Below are 24,032 nucleotides of genomic sequence, written 5' to 3' on the forward strand. Positions count from 1 at the left end.
CAAGCTTGTAGCCAGTAGGTTGGTTGCTACCGACTATTTCGTTAATTATTTTAATAGTTAAGAGACCGGAAGGGCTGGCGAGGCCTATTCACCATTGACCTTTCACCATTCCCTTTTTTAAGAACTTTGTTTTTCGAGCTTTGAGATCTTTCTATCGAGCCGGATCACATACAGGAACAACCCCACAAGAATAGTTACGGCAACAGCCAGCACAACATAGATCTTGTTTCCTGCGCCCAAACCAGTTGGCGTTTGCGCTACATGAGTGGCAGAGTCCTGGGCACGGGCCATTAATTGGACAAATAAAACGATCAGGGTTACAATTAGTTGCTTCATACAAAAAATTATGCGGAATGTTTTTTCTCTTCCAGTAATCGAACACGCAACCTGAGGGTGGATATCCAGGTACCTAAAAGGCTCCAGCCTATTACGGCAGGCCAGAAAACCAGTCGCATAGTAGCGTCGAGACTGCTGCCACCTAAACCGGGGTTCCCTTCCGTTCCTTTTCCGCCGGGGTGTAACGATTCCGTTAGCCGGGGTAGTATCAGGATCATGGGTATATAAATAAAATAGGCGAAAATGTTATAAACAGCCGCTACCCGGCTTCTTTTGTCCATATCTGTCATGGAATTGCGCAAAACAAAATAGGCAATGTAAATAAGCAGGGCGATGGCTGCGCCTGTTTGTTTTGGATCGTTGCTCCAGTATGTTCCCCAGGTGTAGTTGGCCCAAATTGAACCGGTGATGAGGCCCAGGCAACCAAGTACCGTTCCGGTACGTGCAAATTCTGTGGCGTAAATGTCATAAATGGGATCGGGGTTGCGCAGGTATTTTATGGAGTAAAACAACGAAACAGAGATCAGGACCAGCTGGCTGAACCACATGGGCACATGAAAGAAGAAATTGCGCATGCTTTCGTACAGGTTGCTGTTGGCATATGCCGTTTCATATGGAAGCGGAATTAAAAGACCCGCAATAAAAGTATAGAGCAGTAATACAATACTCAATATTTTCCACCATTTCCGGTGTATAAGCGCCTGCATAACGTCCTGTAGTTTGTTGAGTGATTATTGGTACCAGAAAGTAAAGAATGACCCAATAATCCAAAATTGGTGGGGCAAAATTAGGGGAAAGAAACTAATTAGGAGGGGGTTTATGGATTACCTGCCTGTTCTTTGGATGAATTGTTGCTATCGGCTTACCAATTTATTACCGGTTGCCGGTTTCCGGTTCCCGGGACCCGGTAACTGGTCAATCTTTCCAGAGAAACGGAAATAAAATGACTGCCAGAGCAATAACGAGCACATCCAATGCCACCAGCAGCAAAACGATCTGCCAAAGGCCAACCTGGATAATATCTGCAAAAGCGGTATTCGACATTTTCATCAGTAACAATACCTGCGGGATAATTAAGGGAAAACCCATAATGGCCATCAGGGCGGCGCCCTGGCGGGCACGGGCGGCAATGGCTGCCAGAAAGGTAAATACCAGGCTCAGGCTGCAACCGCCCAGGCAAACAAAACCAATAAACCGGATGGGGTTTTGCAAGGGATTACCCATCAGCAATTGAAACAGCAGCAGGCTAACCAGGCTCATAATGATCATTAACCCGGCATTGAATAATAGTTTGGAAAGAATGAAATCACGTGCGCCCGCAATGGTATAAAAATATAACATGCGACCCTGGCTCTCCTGCAGAAAACTTTTCGCAACTGCATTCACGCAAATAAATAGCTGTATCATCCAGAACAAGCCATTCCATACTTTTTCTTCGGGCTGGTTCATGGCAAGGTATAAAACAAAGATGGTGGAGGCTATATACAACAGAATACCATAAAAAGTGTATTGTTGTCTGATCTCCAGCAACAGGTCTTTCTTAATAAGCGCAATTATGTGGTTCAAGGAATTGATAAATGTTTAAGTTATGCGATGCAATATTAACATTCATTTGCAAATTGCTAAGGAACTTCATAATAACACTTTCTGCACCGTGGTTCATACAAGTCCTTTTCGCCAAGCAATACCTGCGCCGTATCGGCCTTTTTGCGAAAGGAATAATTGGCAATATTGCCACATCGTACACAAATGGCGTGCAGCTTGGTAATATAATCGGCTTTGGATAGCAGAAAGGGAATTTGTCCGAACGGTTTACCCGTATAATCCATATCCAGTCCCGCCACAATGACGCGTATCCCTTTTAAAGCCAGCTGATCACAAACATCAGGTAATTGATCGTCGAAGAATTGCGCTTCGTCAATGCCAATTACATCAGCTTCACCATGCAATAATAATATGGTTTGTGAGTTATCAATAGGAGTACTCAGAATGGCGTTTTCGTCGTGCGATACAATGTTATGAACATCATAGCGCACGTCAATCTTAGGCTTAAAGATTTCTACCCGCAGGTTGGCGATCTTTGCCCGTTTTAGTCTCCGGATCAACTCTTCGGTTTTTCCGGAAAACATAGACCCGCAAATTACTTCAATACTGCCCCGGCGCTCACCCGATATATTAGGTTCTATAAACATCTTAACGGAAATAGGTACAATAATTGTTAACTTTATCCATTAGCTCTAACCATCAATCAATTAACTCTAACCATAAAAAAGTACCCGCTTATTATGGAACGTTTAGCACAACTTATTGGCAAATTAAATGAACAATTTGCACAAAACGCCGATCCGTTTCAACTATTAGTAACTGCCCAATTAATTGAAACAGAATTGGTACAGATGTCGACGTCCACACACCGAACCGTCAACACGTCAAAAGTAGCAGTGGTAATGCCTGCGGCTAATGGTCATAGCTACCAGGTTCGTCAAACAGCGGAGGAAAAACCTGCTCCCAAGGTAGTAAATACCCCTGCAGCGGCTGTGGAACAACCTCCGGTTGAAGTAAAAGCACCTGTTGTGGAAGACACTCCGGTTGTAGTGGAACAAGCGCCACCTGTGGTTGTTACGCCTGCAGTGGTGAACGGGAACGGCATGAATGGAACTGTGGATAAAAATAATGGTAATGGTCATCACCATGAAGTTCATACTGAAAACGGGTGGAAAATTGATCCATTACGCGAAGTCCCCACTTTAGCGCATCAACAGGTTGTGAAAGAGCTTAATGAAGTGATGGCAACTCCAACGTCTTCCCTTAATGAAAAGTTAAAAGAAGAAGTGAAGGAAGTGGCGCATGTATTGAACGATGCACCTGTGCGTGACCTTCGCCGTGCCATTGGTATCAATGACCGCTTCGTTTTTATCAGTGAACTCTTCCGCAACGACGAAGTGATGTATGAACGCAGCATAAAAACCATCAACAGTTTTCGCATATTACCCGAAGCCCAGTACTGGATTGAAAGAGAATTAAAAGTAAAACTGGGTTGGGACGAAAACAAGGAAAGCACCCGCCACTTTTATCAGCTGGTCAAAAGACGGTTCTCCTGAATGTAAAGTATTATCTTTTCTGTTGCTCCCTTATTATTATATACGTAATTACGGGCTGCCTGACAGCTTACCTGGTATTTGCCGGTATCTGTCAGCAGGTCGTTACACGTTTTCTCCAGTTCCAGCGCAGTATTGATCACAAAAGCGCCGCCCTGTTGTACCAGCTCCACCGCTTCAATGTATTTTTCGTACACCGGTCCATGTACCACGGGTTTACCATAAACAGCCGCTTCCAGCACATTGTGTACGCCATCGTCGCCAAAGCCACCACCTATATACGTGATCGTAGCATATTTGTACAGTTTTGAAAGCATGCCAATATTGTCGACGATCAACGTATTGGGTACTTGCTTTTCAGAGGGCAATTGACGGTTCCTGGCCACTGGTTTGGGCGAAGGGGAGAAGAGCGCTGGTAGTTTTGAAAACCGGATGCTGTTTTTAAATAACTTCTCTATTTCCCTCAAATGCTCTTCATTTATTTCATGCGGCGCTATAATGAATTTTATTTCGGGGTGCGTATTGGCATAATGGTCCATTTCTTCTTCATCCTCAGGCCAGGTGCTTCCCGCAACAATAACCGGGCTGTCGCCGCAATATTGTTCAATGTGATCAATGGGTTTAAATTGTTCGGCTATCTGAACAACCCTGTCGAAGCGGGTGTCACCACTTACACTTACATTTTTGGTAAATCCGATGGTACTCAGTAACTCTTTAGAACGTTCGGTTTGAACAAACAGGTGATTAAAGCTCTCCAGCATATACCAGTGCAGGCGGCCATACCATTTAAAGAAAGGCTGGTCGGTCCTGAAAATACCCGATACCAGTAACAGCGGAATTTGTTTCTTTTTTAATTCAGTTAAATAATAGAACCAGTATTCGTATTTGATCCAGATTACCAGACTGGGCTGCAGTATGCTGATGAATTTGCGCGCATTGGCTTTTGAATCCATCGGCAGGTAAAGCACATGATCGGCACCGGAATTGTTCTTCCGCACCTCGTACCCGCTGGGGGAGAAGAAGGTAAGTACTATTTTGGCAGTGGGGTATTGTTGTTTGATCGATTCCATCACCGGCCGGCCCTGTTCAAATTCGCCCAGGGAAGAACAATGCATCCAGATCAGTTGCTGTGCGTCGCCTAAAGCCTCGTCCGCCGGAGCCTTGTCGGCGGAGGGCCCGCTGCCGGCTGTCTCGCCCGCCGAAGTCTTTGTGTAGGAGGGCCTTCCGCATGCTGCCGCAATTTTGTGTAATTCAGCCCAAATGTCTTTCCGGCCATTACGCCATAAACGGGCCTTGGGGTTCCACAGGGAGGTAATACGGATTCCAACAGAGTATAAAAACAAAAAGATATTATAAATAAACAGGTGCACGGTGATAATTTGATTTCAGAAAAAACAAATGTCGTTTTTATCGTCAGAATTGTCAAATAGGTAAAAACGAGCAGTTTTAAATATGTGTCAACTACAGGAACGAAATTACCCCGGCCCTGATTATACACCACAATAAATTTGCATATACTTATGGGATGGGGTTTTTCTATAGCCGCTCCTCCTGATAAGCTTGCTCACACCATTTTTTTACTGTACGTTTGTGCCCGTTTTAACAAAACAAGGATAGGTATGCAGCCCATACAAATGGTTGATTTAAAGCAGCAATACGCAAAAATAAAAACTGAAGTAGATTCAGCGATCCAGGAAGTAATGGACAGTACCTCGTTCATAAACGGAAAAGCTGTGCATGACTTTGCTGCCGGATTAAGTAAATATCTGGGGGTTAAGCACGTTATACCTTGTGCCAATGGAACTGATGCCCTGCAGATAGCACTAATGGCATTGGACCTGGAACCAGGTGATGAAGTGATCATTCCCTCATTTACTTTTATAGCCACCACCGAAGTTGTGGCCCTTTTACAGTTAAAACCTGTATTTGTAGAAGTAGATCCCAAAACATTCTGTATAGATCCCATTGCTATTGAAAGGGCCATAACACCCAAAACAAAAGCAATTATTCCGGTTCACCTATACGGACAGGCAGCCAATATGGAAGCCATACTGGAAATCGCCAGCCGTCATAATAATATACCGGTTATTGAAGATAATGCACAGGCTATTGGAGGCGACATTACGCTGAGCAATGGCACTGTTAAAAAAACCGGGACCCTGGGTACTATAGGTACCACTTCTTTCTTCCCCTCAAAGAATCTTGGTTGTTATGGAGATGGCGGGGCCATCTTTACCAACGATGATACCATTGCTGAGGCGTTGAGAATGATCGCTAATCATGGCGGGGCTAAACGATATTACCACGATCGCGTTGGCTGTAACAGCCGGCTCGACAGTATACAAGCGGCTGTTCTTAATGTAAAGCTGCCCCGTTTGGATGAATATATTGCTGCCCGCAACAATGCCGCTGCCTTTTACGATAAGGCATTTGCCGGGCATTCAAAGATCACTGTTCCCAACAGGGCTTCTTATTGCAATCACGTATTTCATCAATATACTCTGTTGCTGGAAGGTGTTGATCGCGATGGGTTGAACCAGTTCCTGGCCGGGCACAACATTCCTTCAATGATCTATTATCCAGTACCTGCACATCGCCAGAAAATGTTTGAGGCTTTTGGTGGCGCCAAATATGAGTTACCAATAACCGACTGGCTCACAGAACGTGTAATATCCTTACCTATGCATACCGAACTGAGTAATGAACAGCTCCAGTTTATTACCAGCAAAGTATTGGAGTTTATTAATAAACAATAACAATTAGCGTTAAGGCACCTTTAAAACATCCTCAAAATGAAAATCGCAGTTGTAGGCACTGGCTACGTAGGCTTGGTAACGGGAACGTGTTTTGCTGAAACAGGTAATGATGTTACTTGCGTAGATATCGACAAAAAAAAGGTTGAAAAATTATCTTCAGGCCAGATCACTATCTATGAACCTGGACTGGAAAAATTATTTCTTCGTAACGTAAAAGAAGAACGTTTACGTTTTACGACCAGCTTGTCTGAAGGTATTAGAGACGCAGAGATCGTTTTCCTCGCATTGCCAACACCTCCCGGTGAAGATGGAAGTGCTGATTTGAAATACATTTTGGGTGTTGCCAAAGACCTTGGCGAACTGATGACCGATTATAAAGTAATCATTGATAAAAGTACTGTGCCCGTTGGTACAGCTGAAAAGGTATATGCCGCCATTGCAAAAAACTATGTAGGTGATTTTGATGTGGTTTCAAACCCTGAGTTCTTACGCGAAGGGGTAGCGGTAGAAGACTTTATGAAACCCGACCGGGTGGTTATAGGTGCTGCTACTGAAAGAGCCCGCAAAGTAATGGGCGAACTGTATGGTCCGTTTGTACGTTCAGGTAACCCTATCATTTTCATGGATGTTCGTTCTGCCGAACTTACTAAATATGCCGCCAATTCTTTCCTGGCTACTAAAATATCTTTCATGAACGAAATAGCCCAGTTGTGCGAACGCCTGGGTGCTGATGTTGATATGGTGCGCCGCGGTATTGGCAGCGACGACCGTATTGGAAAACGTTTCCTGTTCCCGGGTATCGGGTATGGTGGCAGCTGTTTCCCAAAAGATGTACAGGCACTGGTTAAATCATCTAAAGAAGTGGCGTACGATTTCCAGATCCTGAATGCGGTAATGGATGTGAATGAAAAACAAAAGCTGCATTTGTTGCCCAAGATCAACAAATATTTCAAAGGCAACCTTAAAGGAAAACGCTTTGCCCTGTGGGGACTGGCGTTCAAGCCAAATACCGACGATATTCGCGAAGCACCCGCTTTATATATTATCGATGAACTGTTGAAAGCAGGTGCTTCTGTATCTGCCTATGACCCTGAAGCTGTAAATAATGTGCGTGCGTTGTTAGGTGATAAAATTTCATTCACCGAAAACCAATACGATTGCCTGGAAGGCGCCGATGCATTGATCATTGCCACTGAGTGGAATGAGTTCCGCACGCCTAATTTCCTGAAGATCGTAACGGCACTTAAAAATAAAGTGATCTTTGACGGACGCAACCTGTTTGAAACAGATGCCATTAAAGAGTTAGGATTTTATTACGAAAGCGTGGGCCGGGCAGTAGCTGACCCCAATGAAAGTGAAAAATAATTAAACCTTTTCCCATGTCAAGAAAGAGAGTACTTATCACCGGAGCTGCCGGTTTTTTGGGGTCACACTTATGCGACCGGTTTATTAAAGAAGGTTTCCATGTTATTGGGATGGATAATCTGATCACCGGCGACCTTCGCAATATTGAGCATTTATTCAAGCTGGAACAGTTTGAGTTCTATCATCACGATGTATCGAAATTCATTCATGTTCCCGGCGAACTGCATTATATATTACATTTTGCTTCACCTGCCAGTCCCATTGACTATCTGAAAATACCTATTCAGACATTGAAAGTGGGATCACTGGGGACCCATAACTGCCTGGGCCTTGCCAAAGCAAAAGGTGCCCGTATACTGGTGGCTTCTACTTCAGAAATTTATGGTGATCCATTGGTGCATCCGCAAAATGAAGAATATTGGGGTAACGTAAACCCTGTAGGTCCTCGTGGTGTGTACGATGAGGCCAAGCGTTTTCAGGAAGCCATGACCATGGCCTACCATACATTCCATGGCGTGGAAACCCGCATTGTGCGTATCTTCAATACGTACGGTCCCCGGATGCGTTTGAACGACGGACGAGCCCTGCCCGCATTTATTGGCCAGGCGTTACGCGGAGAAGACCTGACCGTATTTGGCGATGGGTCACAAACCCGTAGCTTTTGCTTTGTAGACGATCTTATTGAAGGAATATACCGGTTGTTAATGAGCGATTATCATCAACCTGTTAACGTTGGTAATCCTGATGAAATATCACTGAAAGAATTTGCCGAAGAGATCATTGCCCTTACAGGGACAACTCAAAAAATTGTGCATAAACCACTTCCGGTTGATGATCCCAAACAACGGCAGCCAGATATTACCCGGGCAAAAGAGATACTGGGTTGGACACCTAAAGTAAGCCGTAGAGAAGGTTTGAAGGTAACCTACGAGTATTTTAAATCATTGCCAAAGGATGAATGGTTTAAACAGCCCAAAGAATTTGTAGCCAAAGCTTAAAGAAAAAATACCGTACGCTTGATGGCCGAAAGGACGTTAAGCGTACCTCTTTAATTAATATACTATGAGCACCTTTTCAAAAACCATCATGATCACTGGTGGCGCCGGTTTTATTGGTTCGCATGTGGTGCGGTTGTTTGTAAGTAAATACCCTGAGTATTTAGTTGTGAATGCAGATGCACTTACCTATGCCGGTAACCTGGAGAATTTGAAAGATGTGGAGCATGCTCCCAATTATAAATTCGAAAGAGCAGATATTACCGATGCTGCCAGCATTGAAGCCCTGTTCGATAAATATGCATTTGATGCCGTGATCCATCTGGCGGCAGAAAGCCATGTTGACCGGTCGATCCTCGATCCGCTGGCTTTTGTAAAAACAAATGTACTGGGTACTGCTACCTTGCTTAATACCTCCCGCAAATATTGGGCGCAATCACCTGCTAAAATGGAAGGGAAACGTTTCATGCACGTTTCAACCGACGAAGTATACGGTTCCCTGGGCCACGAAGGTTTTTTCACTGAAGAAACAGCATACGATCCCCGCTCACCTTATTCCGCTTCAAAAGCATCATCAGACCACTTTGTAATGGCCTGGTACCATACATACGGTTTACCGGTGGTAATGAGCAACTGTAGCAACAACTACGGTTCTTACCATTTCCCCGAGAAGCTTATTCCGTTAATGATCAACAACATCAGGAATAACAAACCATTGCCAGTATACGGCAAAGGTGAAAATGTTCGTGACTGGTTATTTGTTGAGGACCACGCCCGCGCCATCGATGTGATTTTCCATAAAGGAAAAACCGGTGATAAGTATAATGTGGGTGGTTTTAACGAATGGAAGAATCTAGACATCGTTCATTTGTTGTGCAAGGTCATGGATTCCAAACTGGGCCGTCCTGCAGGAACCTCTGCCAAACTGATCACCTTTGTAACGGACAGGCCGGGTCATGATATGCGGTACGCCATTGATGCAACAAAGCTGAATAAAGAACTGGGTTGGACACCATCCCTGCAGTTTGAAGAAGGTCTGGAAAAAACAGTTGACTGGTACCTTCAAAACGAAGATTGGATAAAGCATGTAACTTCGGGCGATTATCAGCATTATTATGAAGAGCAATATGCAAAGAGATAATGCAATAACGATAATTTAAAATCTGCAATATCTAATGTCTTTTATAGAAACAGGACTTCCTGGTTTATTGGTATTTGAACCAACAGTGTTTAATGATAGCCGCGGTTTTTTTTTCGAAGCCTATAACGAGAAAATGTTTGGTGAGGCTGGCATTGAAAACGAATTCGTTCAGGATAATCAATCCCGCTCCACATATGGGGTGATTAGGGGATTACACTACCAAGTTACACCATTTGCCCAGGCTAAACTGGTGCGGGTATTAATAGGGACCATTCTGGATGTAGCCGTTGATATCAGAAAAGGCTCACCCACGTTTGGCAAAACTTTCTCCATTGAATTGTCTGCTGAAAATAAAAAACAATTATTCCTCTCAGCCGGTTTTGCACACGGGTTCTCGGTATTGAGTGAAACAGCTGAAGTATTGTATAAATGCGATCGTTTTTATAATAAGGCCAGCGAACATGGTATCGTATACAATGACCCTGCTTTAAAGATCGATTGGAAAATACCAATGGACAAAGCCGTAGTATCAGATAAAGACCAGGTACTGCCTGTATTTGCCAATTGTGTAAATCCCTTTGAATTTAAAGGATAATCGTTATTTATGTCGAAACCAGTTATTATAGTCACCGGTGCCAATGGTCAGGTAGGACAGGAATTACAGGTATTGAGCGCGTCCTATACTGCGTTCGAATTTGTTTTTACAGATGCCGACAATATGCCGATAAATGAAGAGGCAGCTGTACAGGAAATATTTGCAACCCATCGCCCGGCTTTTTGCCTGAACTGTGCGGCATATACCGCTGTTGATAAAGCCGAAACGGACCAGGAGCTGGCGTTTTCTGTAAATGCAGAAGGCGTGCGCATTCTGGCTCTTGCCTGCAAAAACTATAATACCCGATTCATTCATATTTCAACCGATTATGTATTTGATGGCCAGTCGCCGGTGCCATATAAAGAAGATGCTCCCACCGACCCGGTGAATCAATATGGCGCATCCAAATTAAAAGGTGAACAGCTTTGCCAGCAGTATAACCCCGATGCCATCATCATCAGAACGGCCTGGGTGTACTCTTCCTTTGGTAAGAACTTTGTAAAAACCATGATGAAGTTGATGGCCGAACGGCCCGCTATCAGCGTGGTGAATGACCAGGTGGGCGCGCCTACTTATGCGGCCGATCTGGCAGGCTGTATGATGAAAATAGTGGCCAATACACAGGCCTCAACAGCTAACTGGCATTCCGGCATGTATCACTACAGCAACCAGGGACGAATCAGTTGGTTTGATTTTGCCGTTGCTATTAAGGAATTGACCGGCAGCTCCTGCACGGTTAATCCCATTCCTTCCGAACAGTTTCCCACACCCGCCAAACGGCCTTCATTTTCATTACTCGATACCAACAAGATCAGACAAACATTTGGTTGTACTATTCCAGATTGGAAAGAGTCATTGAAACTTTGTATAAGGTTGTTGAATTAATGAGTTGACTGGTAGATTATAAGGCTGATAGAGTTTATAAAGTTGACTGGTTAACACATTGCCACGTTAACTCGCAAATACGAGTAATTAGAAGCATTTCGATATGGCGAGCCTACTCACAACTGACATTTCCTCCTTCCCATTCTAATCGCCCCCTGCTACAATTCAACCTATCAATTCTGCATTCCATGTTAAAGCCGTTATAACGCGGTCAGTTACCTGCTACATTTGCTCCCGCATACCGGTTATGACGATCCCATTTAAGGTCCAATGATGCTATAAGACAATCGTGAACAGATTGCGTGGTATCATTTTATTCATTGTCCCTGCATCAGGGAGCAACCAATCTATTATTATATAACCAAGTTTACCCATGAGACAGATATATACACTATTATTATTTGTTTTAGCCGGAAGTTTTATCACAGCGCAAGCTCAACCCACTGTGCCGGCCAGTAACATTAAATTTACTTCAATCGATGGTGGAAGTATGACCATTTCCTTTGACAATGGTAATGGGACCTACCGCATTATGGTGGTAAAAGAAGGCAGTCCGGTTACCGGCATGCCCGAGAATGGAAAAGAATATACAGCCAACTCAAATTTTGCAACAGCCGGAACGGAGTTTACTGCAGCAGGGGAATATGTAGTGTTGAAAAGCAGTTGGAACAGTGTAACTGTTGATAAATTAAAGCCAGCAACAACCTATTATGCGGCTGTATTTGAATATAATGGTACAGGCGCCGCTGCAAAATACCTGATGATACCGTTAACCGGTAGTAAGGCTACGGTATCGGCTCCCGATGTACAAGCAAGCAATGTAGTTTTTTCTGAAATTACCGGTAATTCGGTAAAACTTAACTGGGCCAACGGGAACGGTGCCGGCCGGCTTATTCTGGCCCGCAAAGCTTCACCGGTAAATGGCGAGCCGGTTGATCTGAAAGCTTATTATCCCTATAACTCCGGCGAATATGGTACCGGTAATGTGATCAACCTTGATAATTATACGGTTTACAGGGGCGCCGGTAATTCAGTTCCTATTAGTAAACTGGAACCCAACACCAATTACAATTTCTCCTTTTTCGAATATAATGGTAATACTACACCTGTATATTTTAAACCAGCGTTCATGGGAAATATAACTACCAACGCTGGCCCAACAAAACCAACCCAATCAATTATTTTCTCCAGTATTGAAGGAAGTCGCCTTACTGTAGGCTGTTCACCAGGCAATGGAAGCAAACGATTGATCATTGCCCGGAAAGGATCGCCGGTAACGGCAACACCCATCAATGGAACGGTTTATACAGCCAATGCGGTATTCGGTTCAGGGCAGGAGATTGCCACCGGGGAGTATGTGGTAAGCAATAACAATACAACGAATTTGAATGTGACCAACCTGGAGCCTGGCATTGTTTATTACTTCAGGATATTTGAATTTGATGAAACCGCAGGCAACTTTACTTATTATCTAAATACACCCACTGATGGCAATAAAAGCACGGCGTTACCGCCTACTACCATTGCTACCAATTTAACTGTAAGCAATATCACGGGCTCTACTGCAACGATTGGATTTACTCCCGGTAACGGCAATTACCGGTTGGCTGTGGCGAAAGAAAGTAGTGCGGTGAATGCAGTGCCTCAGGACCTGACGATATACAGCGGTAATCAAACTTTTGGCTCAGGTACCCAGATAGCTCCGGGCAACTATTCCATAGCCGGACAAATGAATGGCGCCGGTTTTACTTTGAATAATTTAAAAGCGGGTTTCACTTATCATGTTGGTGTTTTTGAATTCAATGGTACCAATTATCCGGTATATAACAAAACGCCTGCTACTATCAGTTTTTCTATTCCGTTGGAGCCTACACTGGCAGCAACTGCTTTTAGCCAGATCTCAAAAGATGGCGATCGCGTGCGGGTTGTCTGGACAAATGGGAATGGCGGAAAAAGAATAGTGATCGCACGCAAAGGGGCGGCGGTAACTTATAAGCCAATTGATGGCACCAACTATACGGCAAACGCTGTTTTCGCACAGGGCACTCAGGTTGCCACCGGTGAATATGTGGTGTATGATGGCACCTCTACCAATGTTGAATTAACGGGTCTTGAGATTGGCGCTACATACTATTTTGCCGTGTTTGAGTACAATACTTCAGATGCTGGTGTGAATGACTATTTAACAACCAGTTTTTTAACGGGTAATGCTCCCACTGTGAGCTGGCCCACTATACAAACCAGCGGGTTAACAGCCTCCAATATTCAGGGAACACAGGCTACCATCAGTTTTACAGTAGGTAATGGCAGCAACCGTCTGTTCTTTATGAAGGCTAATTCACCCGTTGATGCAGATCCCAATTTGGTGTCTGGCAATGCAGGTTATGGTCTTGCGTATGGTGCTGTTCAGGTTGGCAGTACCGGTAATTATTTTGTTTTCCGTACAAATGGGGTAGGGCCTTTTACTGTGACCAACCTGGCACCCAATACAACTTATTATGTATCGGGATTTGAACAAAACGGTTCATCGGCGCCAGCTTATTTATTGCCAGGCAGTAGCTTTAGCTTTACCACTACCGATCTGCCCGGGGCCACGGTGCCTACTGTGGCTGCATCTGCGCCCGTTGTATCGGCAGTGGACGGCAATAAATTCAACTTCAAATGGACAAACGGAAATGGCGATGGTAGAGTAGTGGTGATGCGTGCCGGCAGTGCAGTGAATTTTACCCCTGCCAGTGCCACCAGCTACACGGCCAATGCTGCGTTTGGTACAGGCACTAACCTGGGGAGTGATCAATATGTAGTGTATAATGGGACCGGTAATTCAGTAAGCATTACCAATCTGTTACCGGCCACCACCTATTACCTCACCGTTTTTGAATACAATGGCACAGGCTCCTTGCTGCGGTATTTAACCAGCTCTGTGCTGAATGCTACCGGCGCCACTGCCGCCGCTCCTTCTGTTGCCGCCAGCAATGCTGTAACCGCTACTACTGGTAACAACATGACCCTGAGCTGGACCAATGGAAATGGCGAAAACAGGTTGGTTGTGGTGAAAAAGGGCAGTAATGTATTGGCGGCGCCGGCCGATCTGGGTGTATATCCTGCCAATACAGTATTTAAATCGGGTGCCCAGATTGCGGTAGATGAGTATGTAGTGTATGCAGGCAATGGAAGCACTGTTACCGTGACGGGATTAACCCCTGGCGATCTATATTACTACAAAGTATTTGAATATAATGGAAACGCTGCCCCTGTTTATAATACCAGTGCCGTACTAAGTGGCAGCGTTACAACCGGGACCCTGCCCGTAACCTGGTTATACTTCAATGCTACTCAAAAGAGTGATAAGGTATTATTGAGTTGGGGAACTTCTGCAGAAGTGAACAGCGCCTGGTTTATTGTGGAAAGAAGTACCAATGGAATTGACTTTCAGGAAGCTGGTCGTGTGGCTGGCAGCGAATATAGCTCCAGTGATAAACATTACAGTTTTAGTGAGCCTGTAATAAGCCAGCAGAAATTATACTATCGTCTCAAGCAAACAGATAAAGATGGCGCATACAGTTATTCAAAAATTGTTACCCTGCAAACAGAAGAACAGACAAAGGTTAGTTTACAACCTAACCCTGTTCAGAATTTGGTGCGCATTCAATTACCCGATAGCCGGCAGAATGCAACGCTGACCATTTATAATGCTTCGGGCATATTGATGCACCGTCAGGTTATTAGTAACTGGCAATCAGTAAATGTGCAACAGCTGTCTACAGGCACGTATTATCTTCAGGTACAGCAAAACAACAAAATGTACAACCTGAAAATGGTAAAACAATAAACAAGATCAAGAGGGCGTAATTCATACATACACAAGTAAGAACCAGCGGGGCCATTTTTATGGCCCTGTTTTTTTTGCCTCCTACGCTAAAGCTTCGGCGGGCGAGGCAGAAGGTAAATAAAAAGTCCCCCGACTTGTCGGGGGACCTGGTTTCCGTACTGAGGATATTACTTATTTGATGGCTGTAATGGCCGTGCCGCCATGTTTGCTTTCCGTTTTTACAATGCCGAATCCGGGAGCGAACCATTCTGTTCCTTCGATATTAAAAGGCATTCCAATGCCCATCGTTTTTATCGTAACCTTGCTTTTGTATGTTATCTTGAAACAATCCCAGGTACCGGCAGTAGTGGTTACACTTTCTTTGGCAGCCACGGTGCGATCGCTTGTAACCATATTTACGTTCTGTTTCATGCCCGAGTTGTCTATGTCCATATTTAAAGTAGCATCTTTTAATTTATCACCCGGCTTCATATTGTTAGGGTATTCAATATAGATCTTGTCTGCCTTTACATCGGCCCTGGCAAATTGTTCCTGTTGTTGCTGAGGCAACTGCATGGTCATATCGATCATCATAACGCCCCCGTTGCAAACAATTTGGGTGTGCCCTTTGGCTATTGATTTCCCCTTTTTATCAAACATTTCTGAATTAACGGTGCCAGTAATATTATCACCGCTATTGGTGACATCTGATACAGTATATACCTGCTTGCCATTGGCCTGGCCCTTTTTATCAAAGATGGTCATTTCAACAGTCTTGTTCTTTTGCAGGAAATAGTAGTTGTTGCAATCCTGGGCCAGCGTGGCATTTGAGAGGAGGCAGCTGAAAGCGGCAAACAAAATGGTAGATCGCATAAACAATTTTTTGGTGTTACTATCAATAGCAAAGTAACAACCAAAAATAGTACATCCTAATACCCTTTTCGTGGTAAATTATTCGCTGGAATCCTTATGTATCGGGGCTTTTGGGTAGAATGGGAGTTATATTATTGTACGCACTAATTTGCAAATAATGCTTAATGGATTTAGTGGGACGTATAGTTTGCTTTTAGTTGCTAACGTTTATTTTTTGCTGTATTAGATGACAGCAAAAGGTGCGAATGCTTAAATAATTGTGAGTTCACCATTACCTATTGCCTATTGCCCTTATCAGTAGAATCGCCTTGTTTATTAAATCTTCTAAAAGGATTGGTCATCCGGTTTACGATCTCTTTGATCACTGTATCGAATTTTTGCAATTGATCGGGACGGCAAAGTGCCCGCACATTTTGAAAGTGACGGAAGGTAACGAGATCGAGCTTTTTTTGAAGATCAGCTATTTCATTACTGCGGGAGATTAAAGCAGAATCTGTTGCATTGGGTTGGTTCAACAGATCAAAAAAACCTTTTTTAGCATTGCGAATGCTGTCCATTACCGGTCTTTGGATAGTGATCATGGAATCGCGCAGCTTCCAGTAAGCGGTTTCCTGGGCAGCATCGAACTTCATTTGATCTACCATGAACTGACCCATTTTTTTTTCCCGGCTACCGGGTTCGCGACCAGGCCCACCATCATGGTCAGGTTTTTTAAACCAGTAAATAGATAGGGTGGCAATATTGGTCAATAATAAGATCGCTACAAGTACCAAAAGCCATCTTTGACGGGGGGGCCTAATCATGGTTCCAGTGAATTTTCATTATATACAGGGTACATACCACCTGCTGGGTATTCAGCAGCTACTATTTGACCTGATTCGTTGTTTATATTTGAGGAAGCCGTATTTTGCTCCCACATTTTTAACACGGTGGTAGCGTTTGCAATGAGAATAATTACTGCAATCGTTAAGGCCAGTACCGGCTTGGTAAGCCAGCGGCCAAGTGGACCACCCTGGTCAAATTCTCGCTCCATCCTTCCTTGCAGACGGGTATACAGGAAATCAGGCGCTTTAGCCCGCTGCATCCCATCCAGGCTATTCAGCACTGAATCAATCCGGGAGTCGTTATTTGAATCGATTGACATAAATGTAATTTACGATGTAAACTTATACATTTGACGCTAATAAACCCTAAAACCTTCGAACCGCTTATTTGTCTTGTGGATTATTCTGTTGATAATATTTTTCCAACAGTTTCCGCAGATTCTGCCGGGCCCTGAACAAAAGCGATTCCACCGCCGATACCGATAATTTCATTACATCGGCAATCTCCTGGTAACTCAGCTCCTCAGTTTTATGTAAAGTGAATGCTACTTTCTGATTTTCAGGCAATTGATCAATCATCCGGAACAACAGGGCCGCTTGTTCCTTTCGGTCTAATGCCACGCCGGGGTGTTGAAAATCAACCGGTTCATGCACCAGCTCGTCATTCGGGCCAAAAAGACTGGTAATAAAGGCAAAACGCTTCTTGCGTTTGCGGCTGCGAATGTGGTCCAGTGCTTTGGTGGTGGTAATGCGGTAAATCCAGGTAGAGAGCCGGGCATCACCTTTAAATTGATCGATGGAGCGGTATACCTGAATGAATACTTCCTGAGCAACGTCTTCGGCATCCTCACTGTTTTGAACTACCCCCAACGCCGTATTATATACCAGGTCCTGATAGTTTGCTACCAATGATTTGAATGCCCCTTCATCTCCAGCCCGGAGTTGTTGTATCAGATCCAGTTCGTTCAAAAAGACGGCCGTTTAAATTTGAGGCTACAACTTACGAAATCCTGAGATATGATATGGCAAATCGAGGTAGACAGGCCAAAAGTGTAGATCACCCGGCTATTTTGGGACCTGAAAAATTTTATTAAATGTTCCGGCCTGGATTGCCTTTGGCGATCCAAACCGTTTTGTATTACTCATTGCGAATTGTTAACCCGACCTGGGTTGGCTTCGCCGATCCAGTACCGCTTTGTATTACCCAAAGGCCCAGTCCCGACGAATATCTGCTCCACCGAGCAAGCTCGTGGCGCCGCCAAATAAAAAAGCCCCCGCACTGCGTGCGAGGGCCTTTGTTACCCGACCTGGATTGGCTTCGCCGATCCAGTACCGCTTTGTATTTCCCAAAGACCCAGTCCCGACGAATACGTCGGGACTGGCTTTTTTATTTGTCTGCTCCACCGAGCAAGCTCGGGGCGCCGCCAAATAAAAAAGCCCCCGCACTGCGTGCGAGGGCCTTTGTTACCCGACCTGGATTGGCTTCGCCGATCCAGTACCGCTTTGTATTACCCAAAGACCCAGTCCCGACGAATACGTCGGGACTGGCTTTTTTATTTGTCTGCTCCACCGAGCAAGCTCGGGGCGCCGCCAAATAAAAAAGCCCCCGCACTGCGTGCGAGGGCCTTTGTTACCCGACCTGGATTCGAACCAAGACAAACAGAACCAGAATCTGTGGTACTACCGTTATACTATCGGGCAATCTGCTTAAGAGCGTGATTTCAATTTTCTCAAAAGCGACTACAAAGGTAAAATTTATCTCAATGGCCACAAAATCAAAATCGGCCCCCTTTTAAAAAAATACTGAACTCCGATTAGGTAAAGCCATTGTGTCCGGTGATGGATAGAGATTATTTTATCAAATTTGCGAAGCAGCGGGAAACAGGTAGCAGTCAAGTCGCGACCCGGGTACTCAAAAAATAATAAACTCAGAACCAACTACCTGTTACCCATTGCTTGTTGCTTATTTATCCCACCAAACCCGATCCGTTAATTTAGCCGATTGGATCGTCTGCGGATTTGAAGTGAGTTCCACCTGCGGATACAACATCCGGCGGGGTATATCCGAAAGAGAGTTGGGTACTTTCGTCAGCAAAGGAAATCCCGTCCGCCGCCAGTCGTTAAAGTTTTCAATTGATAAAAAATTAGCTATCTTCTTTTCTTCCATGATCCGCTGCAAGGCATTAGCGGCCGTTAAAGTACCTCTATTGGCGAGATAGGTATTTATATTGGTTGTGGTAATACCCAATTTTTCCATATGCGACTTTATGGCCTCCTGGTAAACCGGCTCAGCTGCGGCAAAACCTGATTTTATCAATGTAGCTTCCGCTTTCAGAAAAAGCGCTTCTGAATAATTAAGTACATACACCGGCGAGCTGGCTTCCCCAACGGCCACACCGGGAAGTGAATAAACATCCAGGCTTCCGCTGATATTGATTGACCCAATGGGCCGGCCATTGTACAGTCCCGTTTCTTTGGCTTTGGCTATCAGTTTGGGCAGGCGTGGATCATTACGTGCAACCAGCGTGTCAACACAGGCGGATGACAATACGATGGTTGATACGGACTGAAAATTCAGAAACCATGGATTCTCAAAACCGGGGCTGCCGGGATATTCCATTTTCAGATCATCGTCATTGTTATCCATCCCGTTTTGTAAAGCCGCCAGGGCCAATGTGGCCTGATTGACCGCCGTATAACCAGGTGCTTTGGTAAGATGCATATAGTACCGGGCCTTCAAGGTATAGGCCAGCCGCTTCCAGGCATCCATATTACCACCATAGAAATAATCATCCTTGCCTGGTTTTAGGGTACCATTCTTGTTGATGTCGGCAATACCATCATCGAGTAATTGTTGAATGATTTTGTAAATACTTTCCTGCGAATCGTACACCGGTTTCAATTGCGTGTTACCATTAAACGCTTCTGTATAAGGCACATCACCCCAGTAATCAGTTGCAATGCCCAAACAAAAGGCACTCAGGATATTGGCAATCCCTGAATAGTTATAATTATTGGTGGTGATGGCTTTATCATGCAAGGCCTTCAGGTTGTTCAGGCTCACTACGTAAATACTCTTCCAGGAATCATCAAGGGCTATATTGAATAATTGATAAGTGCCTTCATTGGGCACAGGCTGGTTCAACGCAATATTCTGCATATAATGATTTACGAGTATAGCCGCCATTCCGGTTGAGGCGTAGAAGGAGCCGCCGGTGAGCACGGTGGCTACATTCAATTCAACCGGCGCCAGAATCAGTGCTTCCTGTACGCTGGTTGGATTATTGGGGTCGTTGTTTACATCAATAAATTTTTTACATCCTGTGGTAATGCAAAAAACGAGCAGGAGGGTATATGTTATTATGCGCATAATGATCTTGTTTAAAAGTGAATGGACGGCTGTTTATAATCCGATCTTTAAACTGATATTTACCGAGCGGGCTGTCGGTGTTGAAAAGGAGTAAATGCCCAGTGAGCCGTTGGAGGAACCAAATGAATTGGTTTCCGGATCTCCGCCGGTAAAATGCGGACTGTGTATCCACAGGTTTCTGCCAGTTACAGTTAATGATGCTGATTTGAGTGGTGTTTTTTGAATCAGTTTGGCCGGTAGCACATAGCCCAGACTTACATTCCGAAGTTTAATATAGGTGGCGTCCTGTATTACCGATTCTACAACGCCCGATACCTGACGCCAGTAGTCCTGCCCCTTTACAGGCACCGTATTGGCTTTGCCATCTACCGTGCTGATGCCCGGCACAACACGTACCTCGCGATTCTCCGTTACTTTAGGAGTGCCGTAGAAGTAGCCATATCCATCTACGTTATTTTCGGTGACCCCGCCCTTTTTCATATCAAAAAAGAAGCTTAAGCTAAGGGGGCCATAACTCAGGTTATTGGTTAACCCGGCCAGCCAGTCGGGTGAAATATTTCCAAGAATGCCCTGTTGGGGATCAGCGAAGGGAAGGCCGTTGGCGTTGATCAGCCATTGGCCGGTAACGCTGTCGCGGGCAAAGCGGGTACCAAATTTAACCCCATATGGCTGGCCAACTATGGCCTGCGTAAAGCCAATGTTTACACTGGTAAGGTCTTCGCGCAGGGCCAGTACTTTATTATTAAGTTTGGTAAAACTGAAAATAAGGTCCCAGTTGAATTTACCGGCCTGCACGGGGTTGGCATTCAACAATATTTCTACTCCTTTTGTCTGCATACGGGCAGTGTTGATGGTAGTTTGGTTATAGCCGGTAGTGGGAGAAATGGTAACCGGTATAAGTCCATCCTGTACTTTTTTATTGAACCACGATACTTCAGCGCCAATGCGATTGTTCAATGCTTTTACCTCAATACCGGTCTCAAACTCATGTACCAGTTCATTCTTTAGGTTAGGGTTGCCGAGTATATCTTTCAGTAGAAAACCATTTTGTTCCTGAAAAGGAAAGGAGATGCCACCAATAGTATTGTTATTGGTATTGCTTACATTCTGATAAGGAGTAGACAATGAATAGACGTCAACATTATCGTTGCCAACAGTAGCATATGACACGCGTATTTTACCAAAGTTGAAAATGGAAGATAGCCGGGGGGTAAATAACTCAGAAAACACAAAACCCGCAGCAGCAGAACCATATGGGTAAAAGCTGTTGCTTTGTGCCAGGACCGAACTACCGTCGTACCGGCCGGTTATCGCCAGGTTCAGAATATGATTGTAATCAAAGTTTGCCTGGGAATAGAAACCAGTTTTCCGGGTTTGATAATGTTTTTCACTATAGGTTTGGGTGGAGGCATTGGCCACATTATCATAGCTACCGGTAATTGATAATCCTACACCTCGTCCTTCCACCTCCTGGGTGTAGGTGGATAATACATTGTTACCAAGCAATAACTGCACATTGAATTTATTGAACTGTTTATGTGCATCGATAATGAGGTCATGATTATACTGGCGGAATGTATTGGTGCGGTCAACGATCACCCCATTAGGATTGGCAACAGAACCGCGGGCCTCAAAATATTTCACCTGCTCGGTGTACAGATCGGCGCCCATTCTTTCGGTTAAATTCAGCCAGTCGGTAACCGCATAATTTAAAGTGATCACCGGTAAAAAGCGGTTCACTGTGCCATGTGTGTAAACATTATCCAGCACCCAATACGGATTATTACGTCCGAAACGGTAAACGCGTTGCGTGCCATCCGCATTCAGATAGGGCAATGGGTTCCAGGAAATAGGGGCCGCGTATATTGTCCAGATGGGGCTTTCTAGGTTATAGCCTTCAGGCACGCGGTTGCTTCGGTTATTCGCATAGTTGAATTGAAAAGTGCCCGCTATTTTATCGGTGAGTTTGGTGGTGAATTTGGTAAACAGGGAATGCCGTTTTAAATAGGCGGTAGGAACAATGCCTTTTTGATCGAGATAGGAGTAAGAAACGAAATAGCTGGAGCCTGGGCTGTTAGAGCCGGAAAAACTGATGGCAGAGGTAGACGTTACGCCTGTTTGAAAAAAGTCTTTTAGCTGGTTTCTTTTTTGAACGGGCTGGCCATTCATCCGTAAGGTATCCAGCAGCGGTCCCCATGAACTACTGGCCTTATTGACATCCCCGTCATAAAATACATTGTCGTAGGTGACGCCGTTAATTTCCTTACGATCACCTTGTGCGTATTTGTCCTGTACTTTGGCAAAAATGCCGTTTTCAAAGGAGAGGTCCTGTGAAATAGTAATGGCAGGTTTTTTACTGGTGTTCCCGGTTTTTGTGGTGATCATTACTACACCCCTGGCGCCGGCTGAACCATACAGGGCGGTAGCAGCTGCGCCTTTCAAAACGTTCACACTTTCAATAATGGCCGGGTCAATATCAAGCAACCGGTTACTGCCAGGGCCATTGTTCACGGCGCCGGTTTCTGAATTGTTTATGGGAACACCGTCTACCACAATAAGGGCTTCGTTGTTCCTAAAGATAGAGGTGACACCCCGCACCACAATGCGGCTTGAAGAACCGGGTGCACCCGTACTGCTGGTGATCTGCACCCCGGCCACTTTGCCTGTCATCGCATTCAAAATGTTCGGTTCTTTAGCGCGGACCAGTTCCTCGGATCTTATTTCCTGCGAACTGAAGGTGAGGTTTCTTTTCTCGCGTTTAATACCCAGGGCCGTAACCACCACCTCATTCAGGGAGCGTCCGTCAGGTGAAAGGGTGATCGTTACAAAGTCTTGTGCTGCGATCTTTACTTCGCTTTTATTATAGCCAATGGCAGTAACGACCAACGTGGTATTGGCAGACACGTTGATCTCGAAACTTCCATCGTCACTACTGCTGATACCGGCTTTAGAGCCTTTTAACATAATGGTGGCTTTGGACAGGGGGCTGCCATTTTCATCCTGCACCTTACCCCGCACTAATTTGTTTTGTGCCCAGGTATCCGTACAGAATAATAGTGTTGCAATAAATGCAATGATGCCTAGCAGTTTTGGTTGCATGTTATGTTGTTTTGGTTGTATGTTGTAATTGCTACGGTGGGTAGTCGTTAGAGTACAGGAATAGTGGTAGGGGAGTAACCAACCGCCAGGAAAGAAATGAACACTCCCTGGATACAGTACGAATTTATATTGGTGTATCGTAAATGTGTTAATGGTTCTTGACTACTTGTTTACCGGAATTGATGTTAATAACACATGATATGTTCAAGAAATCAGTAAATTAGGCTATAGCTACAATCATTCGAATGAATAAAATAAAGGTGGATAATACACTTGAAATGGTGTTGATAGACAATCAGCATGCAGAGACCCTGTATCAACTGGTAAAGCTTAACCGGCAGCATTTGCGGGAGTGGTTGCCCTGGGTTGACCATATGCGTTCTGTAGAAGATTTTAGGAAGTACATCAACAGTTCAAAACAACGGTATGCCAATCACACGGAAATGGGTTATGTGATCATGGCCGGTCAGGTTATGGTAGGAAGGGTGGGGATGTACAATATCGATCTTACCAACAAAAGCGCTTCCATTGGTTACTGGCTCGATAAAGAATGGATGGGGAAGGGCATCATTACGCGGTGCTGTAAAGCCATCATTGAGGAAGGTTTTTCTTATCTGTTATTGAATCGCATAGAAATAAGGGCTGCCACGGCCAATAGTAAAAGCCAGGCCATTCCCGAAAGGCTGGGATTTAAAAGGGAAGGTATTATCCGGCAAGGTGAATTTGTAAACAACCAGTTCGTTGACCTGTATGTTTATTCTATGCTAAAAGAGGAGTGGCAAAAAAGCGCATTAACGGATATATAGCAATTAATCGTACTGCATGCAATTCTACGCGTTGTTGATTTTTATGTAAATGGGAATAAGTAAAACTATGTAATCTGG

At 44.6% G+C, this 24,032-nt stretch carries 20 protein-coding genes and 1 tRNA gene; 9 read left to right on the top strand and 12 right to left on the bottom strand.

Translation table 11 applies throughout. From position 1 onward, the window contains the following. Nucleotides 1-117: 117 nt before the first annotated feature. The 4 genes from J7I42_RS14680 to J7I42_RS14695 all read right to left on the bottom strand — a co-directional run bounded on the left by J7I42_RS14680 (nucleotide 118) and on the right by J7I42_RS14695 (nucleotide 2,528). Complete coding sequence (locus J7I42_RS14680) at nucleotides 118-336, bottom strand: CcmD family protein (RefSeq protein ID WP_209139577.1); 219 nt, start codon at nucleotides 334-336, stop codon at nucleotides 118-120. A gap of 8 nt (nucleotides 337-344) precedes the next feature. Further along, nucleotides 345-1,043 (bottom strand): cytochrome c biogenesis protein CcsA, encoded by a 699-nt coding sequence (gene ccsA, locus J7I42_RS14685; RefSeq protein WP_209139578.1) that lies wholly within the window; start codon nucleotides 1,041-1,043, stop codon nucleotides 345-347. Between the two features lie 208 nt (nucleotides 1,044-1,251). Then, entirely contained in the window at nucleotides 1,252-1,902 is a 651-nt protein-coding gene (locus J7I42_RS14690; RefSeq protein WP_209139579.1) for a heme exporter protein CcmB, read from the bottom strand. A 56-nt stretch (nucleotides 1,903-1,958) separates the two neighbouring features. Continuing rightward, the gene (locus tag J7I42_RS14695; protein WP_209139580.1) at nucleotides 1,959-2,528 is read right to left on the bottom strand and encodes a thymidine kinase; all 570 of its coding nucleotides are present in this window, start codon (nucleotides 2,526-2,528) and stop codon (nucleotides 1,959-1,961) included. Between the two features lie 93 nt (nucleotides 2,529-2,621). Here J7I42_RS14695 and J7I42_RS14700 point away from each other — a divergent pair, with 93 nt between their 5' ends. After that, a complete protein-coding gene (locus J7I42_RS14700) occupies nucleotides 2,622-3,437 on the top strand; it encodes a hypothetical protein (RefSeq protein WP_209139581.1) in 816 nt (271 codons plus the stop codon). Here the strand turns inward: J7I42_RS14700 and J7I42_RS14705 are convergent. Continuing rightward, nucleotides 3,410-4,804, bottom strand: coding sequence for a 3-deoxy-D-manno-octulosonic acid transferase (locus tag J7I42_RS14705; protein ID WP_209139582.1), 1,395 nt, complete (start codon nucleotides 4,802-4,804; stop codon nucleotides 3,410-3,412). The two genes, J7I42_RS14700 and J7I42_RS14705, sit on opposite strands and share 28 nt — an antisense overlap. A gap of 249 nt (nucleotides 4,805-5,053) precedes the next feature. Between J7I42_RS14705 and J7I42_RS14710 the strand changes: the two genes are divergently transcribed. The 7 genes from J7I42_RS14710 (at nucleotide 5,054) to J7I42_RS14740 (ending at nucleotide 15,003) form a co-directional block, all read left to right on the top strand. After that, nucleotides 5,054-6,190 (top strand): DegT/DnrJ/EryC1/StrS family aminotransferase, encoded by a 1,137-nt coding sequence (locus J7I42_RS14710; RefSeq protein ID WP_209139583.1) that lies wholly within the window; start codon nucleotides 5,054-5,056, stop codon nucleotides 6,188-6,190. Between the two features lie 36 nt (nucleotides 6,191-6,226). Next, a complete protein-coding gene (locus J7I42_RS14715; protein ID WP_209139584.1) occupies nucleotides 6,227-7,555 on the top strand; it encodes a UDP-glucose dehydrogenase family protein in 1,329 nt (442 codons plus the stop codon). A gap of 14 nt (nucleotides 7,556-7,569) precedes the next feature. Then, nucleotides 7,570-8,553, top strand: coding sequence for a UDP-glucuronic acid decarboxylase family protein (locus J7I42_RS14720; protein ID WP_209139585.1), 984 nt, complete (start codon nucleotides 7,570-7,572; stop codon nucleotides 8,551-8,553). Nucleotides 8,554-8,617: 64 nt separating this feature from the next. Beyond that, the gene (gene rfbB, locus J7I42_RS14725) at nucleotides 8,618-9,691 is read left to right on the top strand and encodes a dTDP-glucose 4,6-dehydratase (protein ID WP_209139586.1); all 1,074 of its coding nucleotides are present in this window, start codon (nucleotides 8,618-8,620) and stop codon (nucleotides 9,689-9,691) included. Nucleotides 9,692-9,725: 34 nt separating this feature from the next. Continuing rightward, the gene (gene rfbC, locus J7I42_RS14730; protein WP_209139587.1) at nucleotides 9,726-10,286 is read left to right on the top strand and encodes a dTDP-4-dehydrorhamnose 3,5-epimerase; all 561 of its coding nucleotides are present in this window, start codon (nucleotides 9,726-9,728) and stop codon (nucleotides 10,284-10,286) included. A gap of 9 nt (nucleotides 10,287-10,295) precedes the next feature. After that, complete coding sequence (gene rfbD / locus J7I42_RS14735; protein ID WP_209139588.1) at nucleotides 10,296-11,171, top strand: dTDP-4-dehydrorhamnose reductase; 876 nt, start codon at nucleotides 10,296-10,298, stop codon at nucleotides 11,169-11,171. Between the two features lie 373 nt (nucleotides 11,172-11,544). After that, nucleotides 11,545-15,003 (top strand): T9SS type A sorting domain-containing protein, encoded by a 3,459-nt coding sequence (locus tag J7I42_RS14740; RefSeq protein WP_209139589.1) that lies wholly within the window; start codon nucleotides 11,545-11,547, stop codon nucleotides 15,001-15,003. A gap of 171 nt (nucleotides 15,004-15,174) precedes the next feature. On the opposite strand, the gene J7I42_RS14745 is transcribed toward J7I42_RS14740, so the two are convergent. The 7 genes from J7I42_RS14745 to J7I42_RS14775 form a co-directional block, all read right to left on the bottom strand. After that, complete coding sequence (locus tag J7I42_RS14745; RefSeq protein ID WP_209139590.1) at nucleotides 15,175-15,855, bottom strand: TapB family protein; 681 nt, start codon at nucleotides 15,853-15,855, stop codon at nucleotides 15,175-15,177. A 275-nt stretch (nucleotides 15,856-16,130) separates the two neighbouring features. Continuing rightward, nucleotides 16,131-16,658: a Spy/CpxP family protein refolding chaperone gene (locus J7I42_RS14750; protein ID WP_209139591.1), complete on the bottom strand. Its 528-nt coding sequence runs from the start codon at nucleotides 16,656-16,658 to the stop codon at nucleotides 16,131-16,133. After that, nucleotides 16,655-16,999, bottom strand: a complete 345-nt coding sequence (locus J7I42_RS14755) for a hypothetical protein (RefSeq protein ID WP_209139592.1) — start codon at nucleotides 16,997-16,999, stop codon at nucleotides 16,655-16,657. The genes J7I42_RS14750 and J7I42_RS14755 overlap by 4 nt, the downstream gene beginning before the upstream one ends. A 64-nt stretch (nucleotides 17,000-17,063) precedes the next feature. Then, the gene (locus J7I42_RS14760) at nucleotides 17,064-17,648 is read right to left on the bottom strand and encodes an RNA polymerase sigma factor (protein ID WP_209139593.1); all 585 of its coding nucleotides are present in this window, start codon (nucleotides 17,646-17,648) and stop codon (nucleotides 17,064-17,066) included. 661 nt (nucleotides 17,649-18,309) lie between these two features. After that, nucleotides 18,310-18,380, bottom strand: a tRNA-Gln gene (locus J7I42_RS14765). A gap of 262 nt (nucleotides 18,381-18,642) precedes the next feature. Further along, nucleotides 18,643-20,049, bottom strand: a complete 1,407-nt coding sequence (locus J7I42_RS14770) for a SusD/RagB family nutrient-binding outer membrane lipoprotein (RefSeq protein WP_209139594.1) — start codon at nucleotides 20,047-20,049, stop codon at nucleotides 18,643-18,645. Nucleotides 20,050-20,082: 33 nt separating this feature from the next. Continuing rightward, on the bottom strand, nucleotides 20,083-23,148 hold the full coding sequence (locus J7I42_RS14775; protein WP_209139595.1) for a SusC/RagA family TonB-linked outer membrane protein: 3,066 nt from the start codon (nucleotides 23,146-23,148) through the stop codon (nucleotides 20,083-20,085). Nucleotides 23,149-23,393: 245 nt separating this feature from the next. Here J7I42_RS14775 and J7I42_RS14780 point away from each other — a divergent pair, with 245 nt between their 5' ends. After that, nucleotides 23,394-23,954, top strand: coding sequence for a GNAT family N-acetyltransferase (locus tag J7I42_RS14780; RefSeq protein WP_209139596.1), 561 nt, complete (start codon nucleotides 23,394-23,396; stop codon nucleotides 23,952-23,954). The last annotated feature ends 78 nt before the right edge of the window (nucleotides 23,955-24,032 follow it).

Origin of the sequence: Niastella soli (assembly GCF_017742245.1) — a bacterium.
GTDB classification, from domain to species: Bacteria; Bacteroidota; Bacteroidia; order Chitinophagales; family Chitinophagaceae; genus Niastella; species Niastella soli.

Coding starts and splice junctions, on each gene's coding strand:
- J7I42_RS14700 (WP_209139581.1), top strand. CDS start 2,622: ATGGAACGTTTAGCACAACTTATTGGCAAATTAAATGAACAATTTGCA.
- rfbD (WP_209139588.1), top strand. CDS start 10,296: ATGTCGAAACCAGTTATTATAGTCACCGGTGCCAATGGTCAGGTAGGA.
- J7I42_RS14715 (WP_209139584.1), top strand. CDS start 6,227: ATGAAAATCGCAGTTGTAGGCACTGGCTACGTAGGCTTGGTAACGGGA.
- J7I42_RS14745 (WP_209139590.1), bottom strand. CDS start 15,855: ATGCGATCTACCATTTTGTTTGCCGCTTTCAGCTGCCTCCTCTCAAAT.
- rfbC (WP_209139587.1), top strand. CDS start 9,726: ATGTCTTTTATAGAAACAGGACTTCCTGGTTTATTGGTATTTGAACCA.
- J7I42_RS14710 (WP_209139583.1), top strand. CDS start 5,054: ATGCAGCCCATACAAATGGTTGATTTAAAGCAGCAATACGCAAAAATA.
- ccsA (WP_209139578.1), bottom strand. CDS start 1,043: ATGCAGGCGCTTATACACCGGAAATGGTGGAAAATATTGAGTATTGTA.
- J7I42_RS14780 (WP_209139596.1), top strand. CDS start 23,394: ATGAATAAAATAAAGGTGGATAATACACTTGAAATGGTGTTGATAGAC.
- J7I42_RS14720 (WP_209139585.1), top strand. CDS start 7,570: ATGTCAAGAAAGAGAGTACTTATCACCGGAGCTGCCGGTTTTTTGGGG.
- rfbB (WP_209139586.1), top strand. CDS start 8,618: ATGAGCACCTTTTCAAAAACCATCATGATCACTGGTGGCGCCGGTTTT.
- J7I42_RS14750 (WP_209139591.1), bottom strand. CDS start 16,658: ATGATTAGGCCCCCCCGTCAAAGATGGCTTTTGGTACTTGTAGCGATC.
- J7I42_RS14775 (WP_209139595.1), bottom strand. CDS start 23,148: ATGCAACCAAAACTGCTAGGCATCATTGCATTTATTGCAACACTATTA.
- J7I42_RS14755 (WP_209139592.1), bottom strand. CDS start 16,999: ATGTCAATCGATTCAAATAACGACTCCCGGATTGATTCAGTGCTGAAT.
- J7I42_RS14770 (WP_209139594.1), bottom strand. CDS start 20,049: ATGCGCATAATAACATATACCCTCCTGCTCGTTTTTTGCATTACCACA.
- J7I42_RS14695 (WP_209139580.1), bottom strand. CDS start 2,528: ATGTTTATAGAACCTAATATATCGGGTGAGCGCCGGGGCAGTATTGAA.
- J7I42_RS14740 (WP_209139589.1), top strand. CDS start 11,545: ATGAGACAGATATATACACTATTATTATTTGTTTTAGCCGGAAGTTTT.
- J7I42_RS14680 (WP_209139577.1), bottom strand. CDS start 336: ATGAAGCAACTAATTGTAACCCTGATCGTTTTATTTGTCCAATTAATG.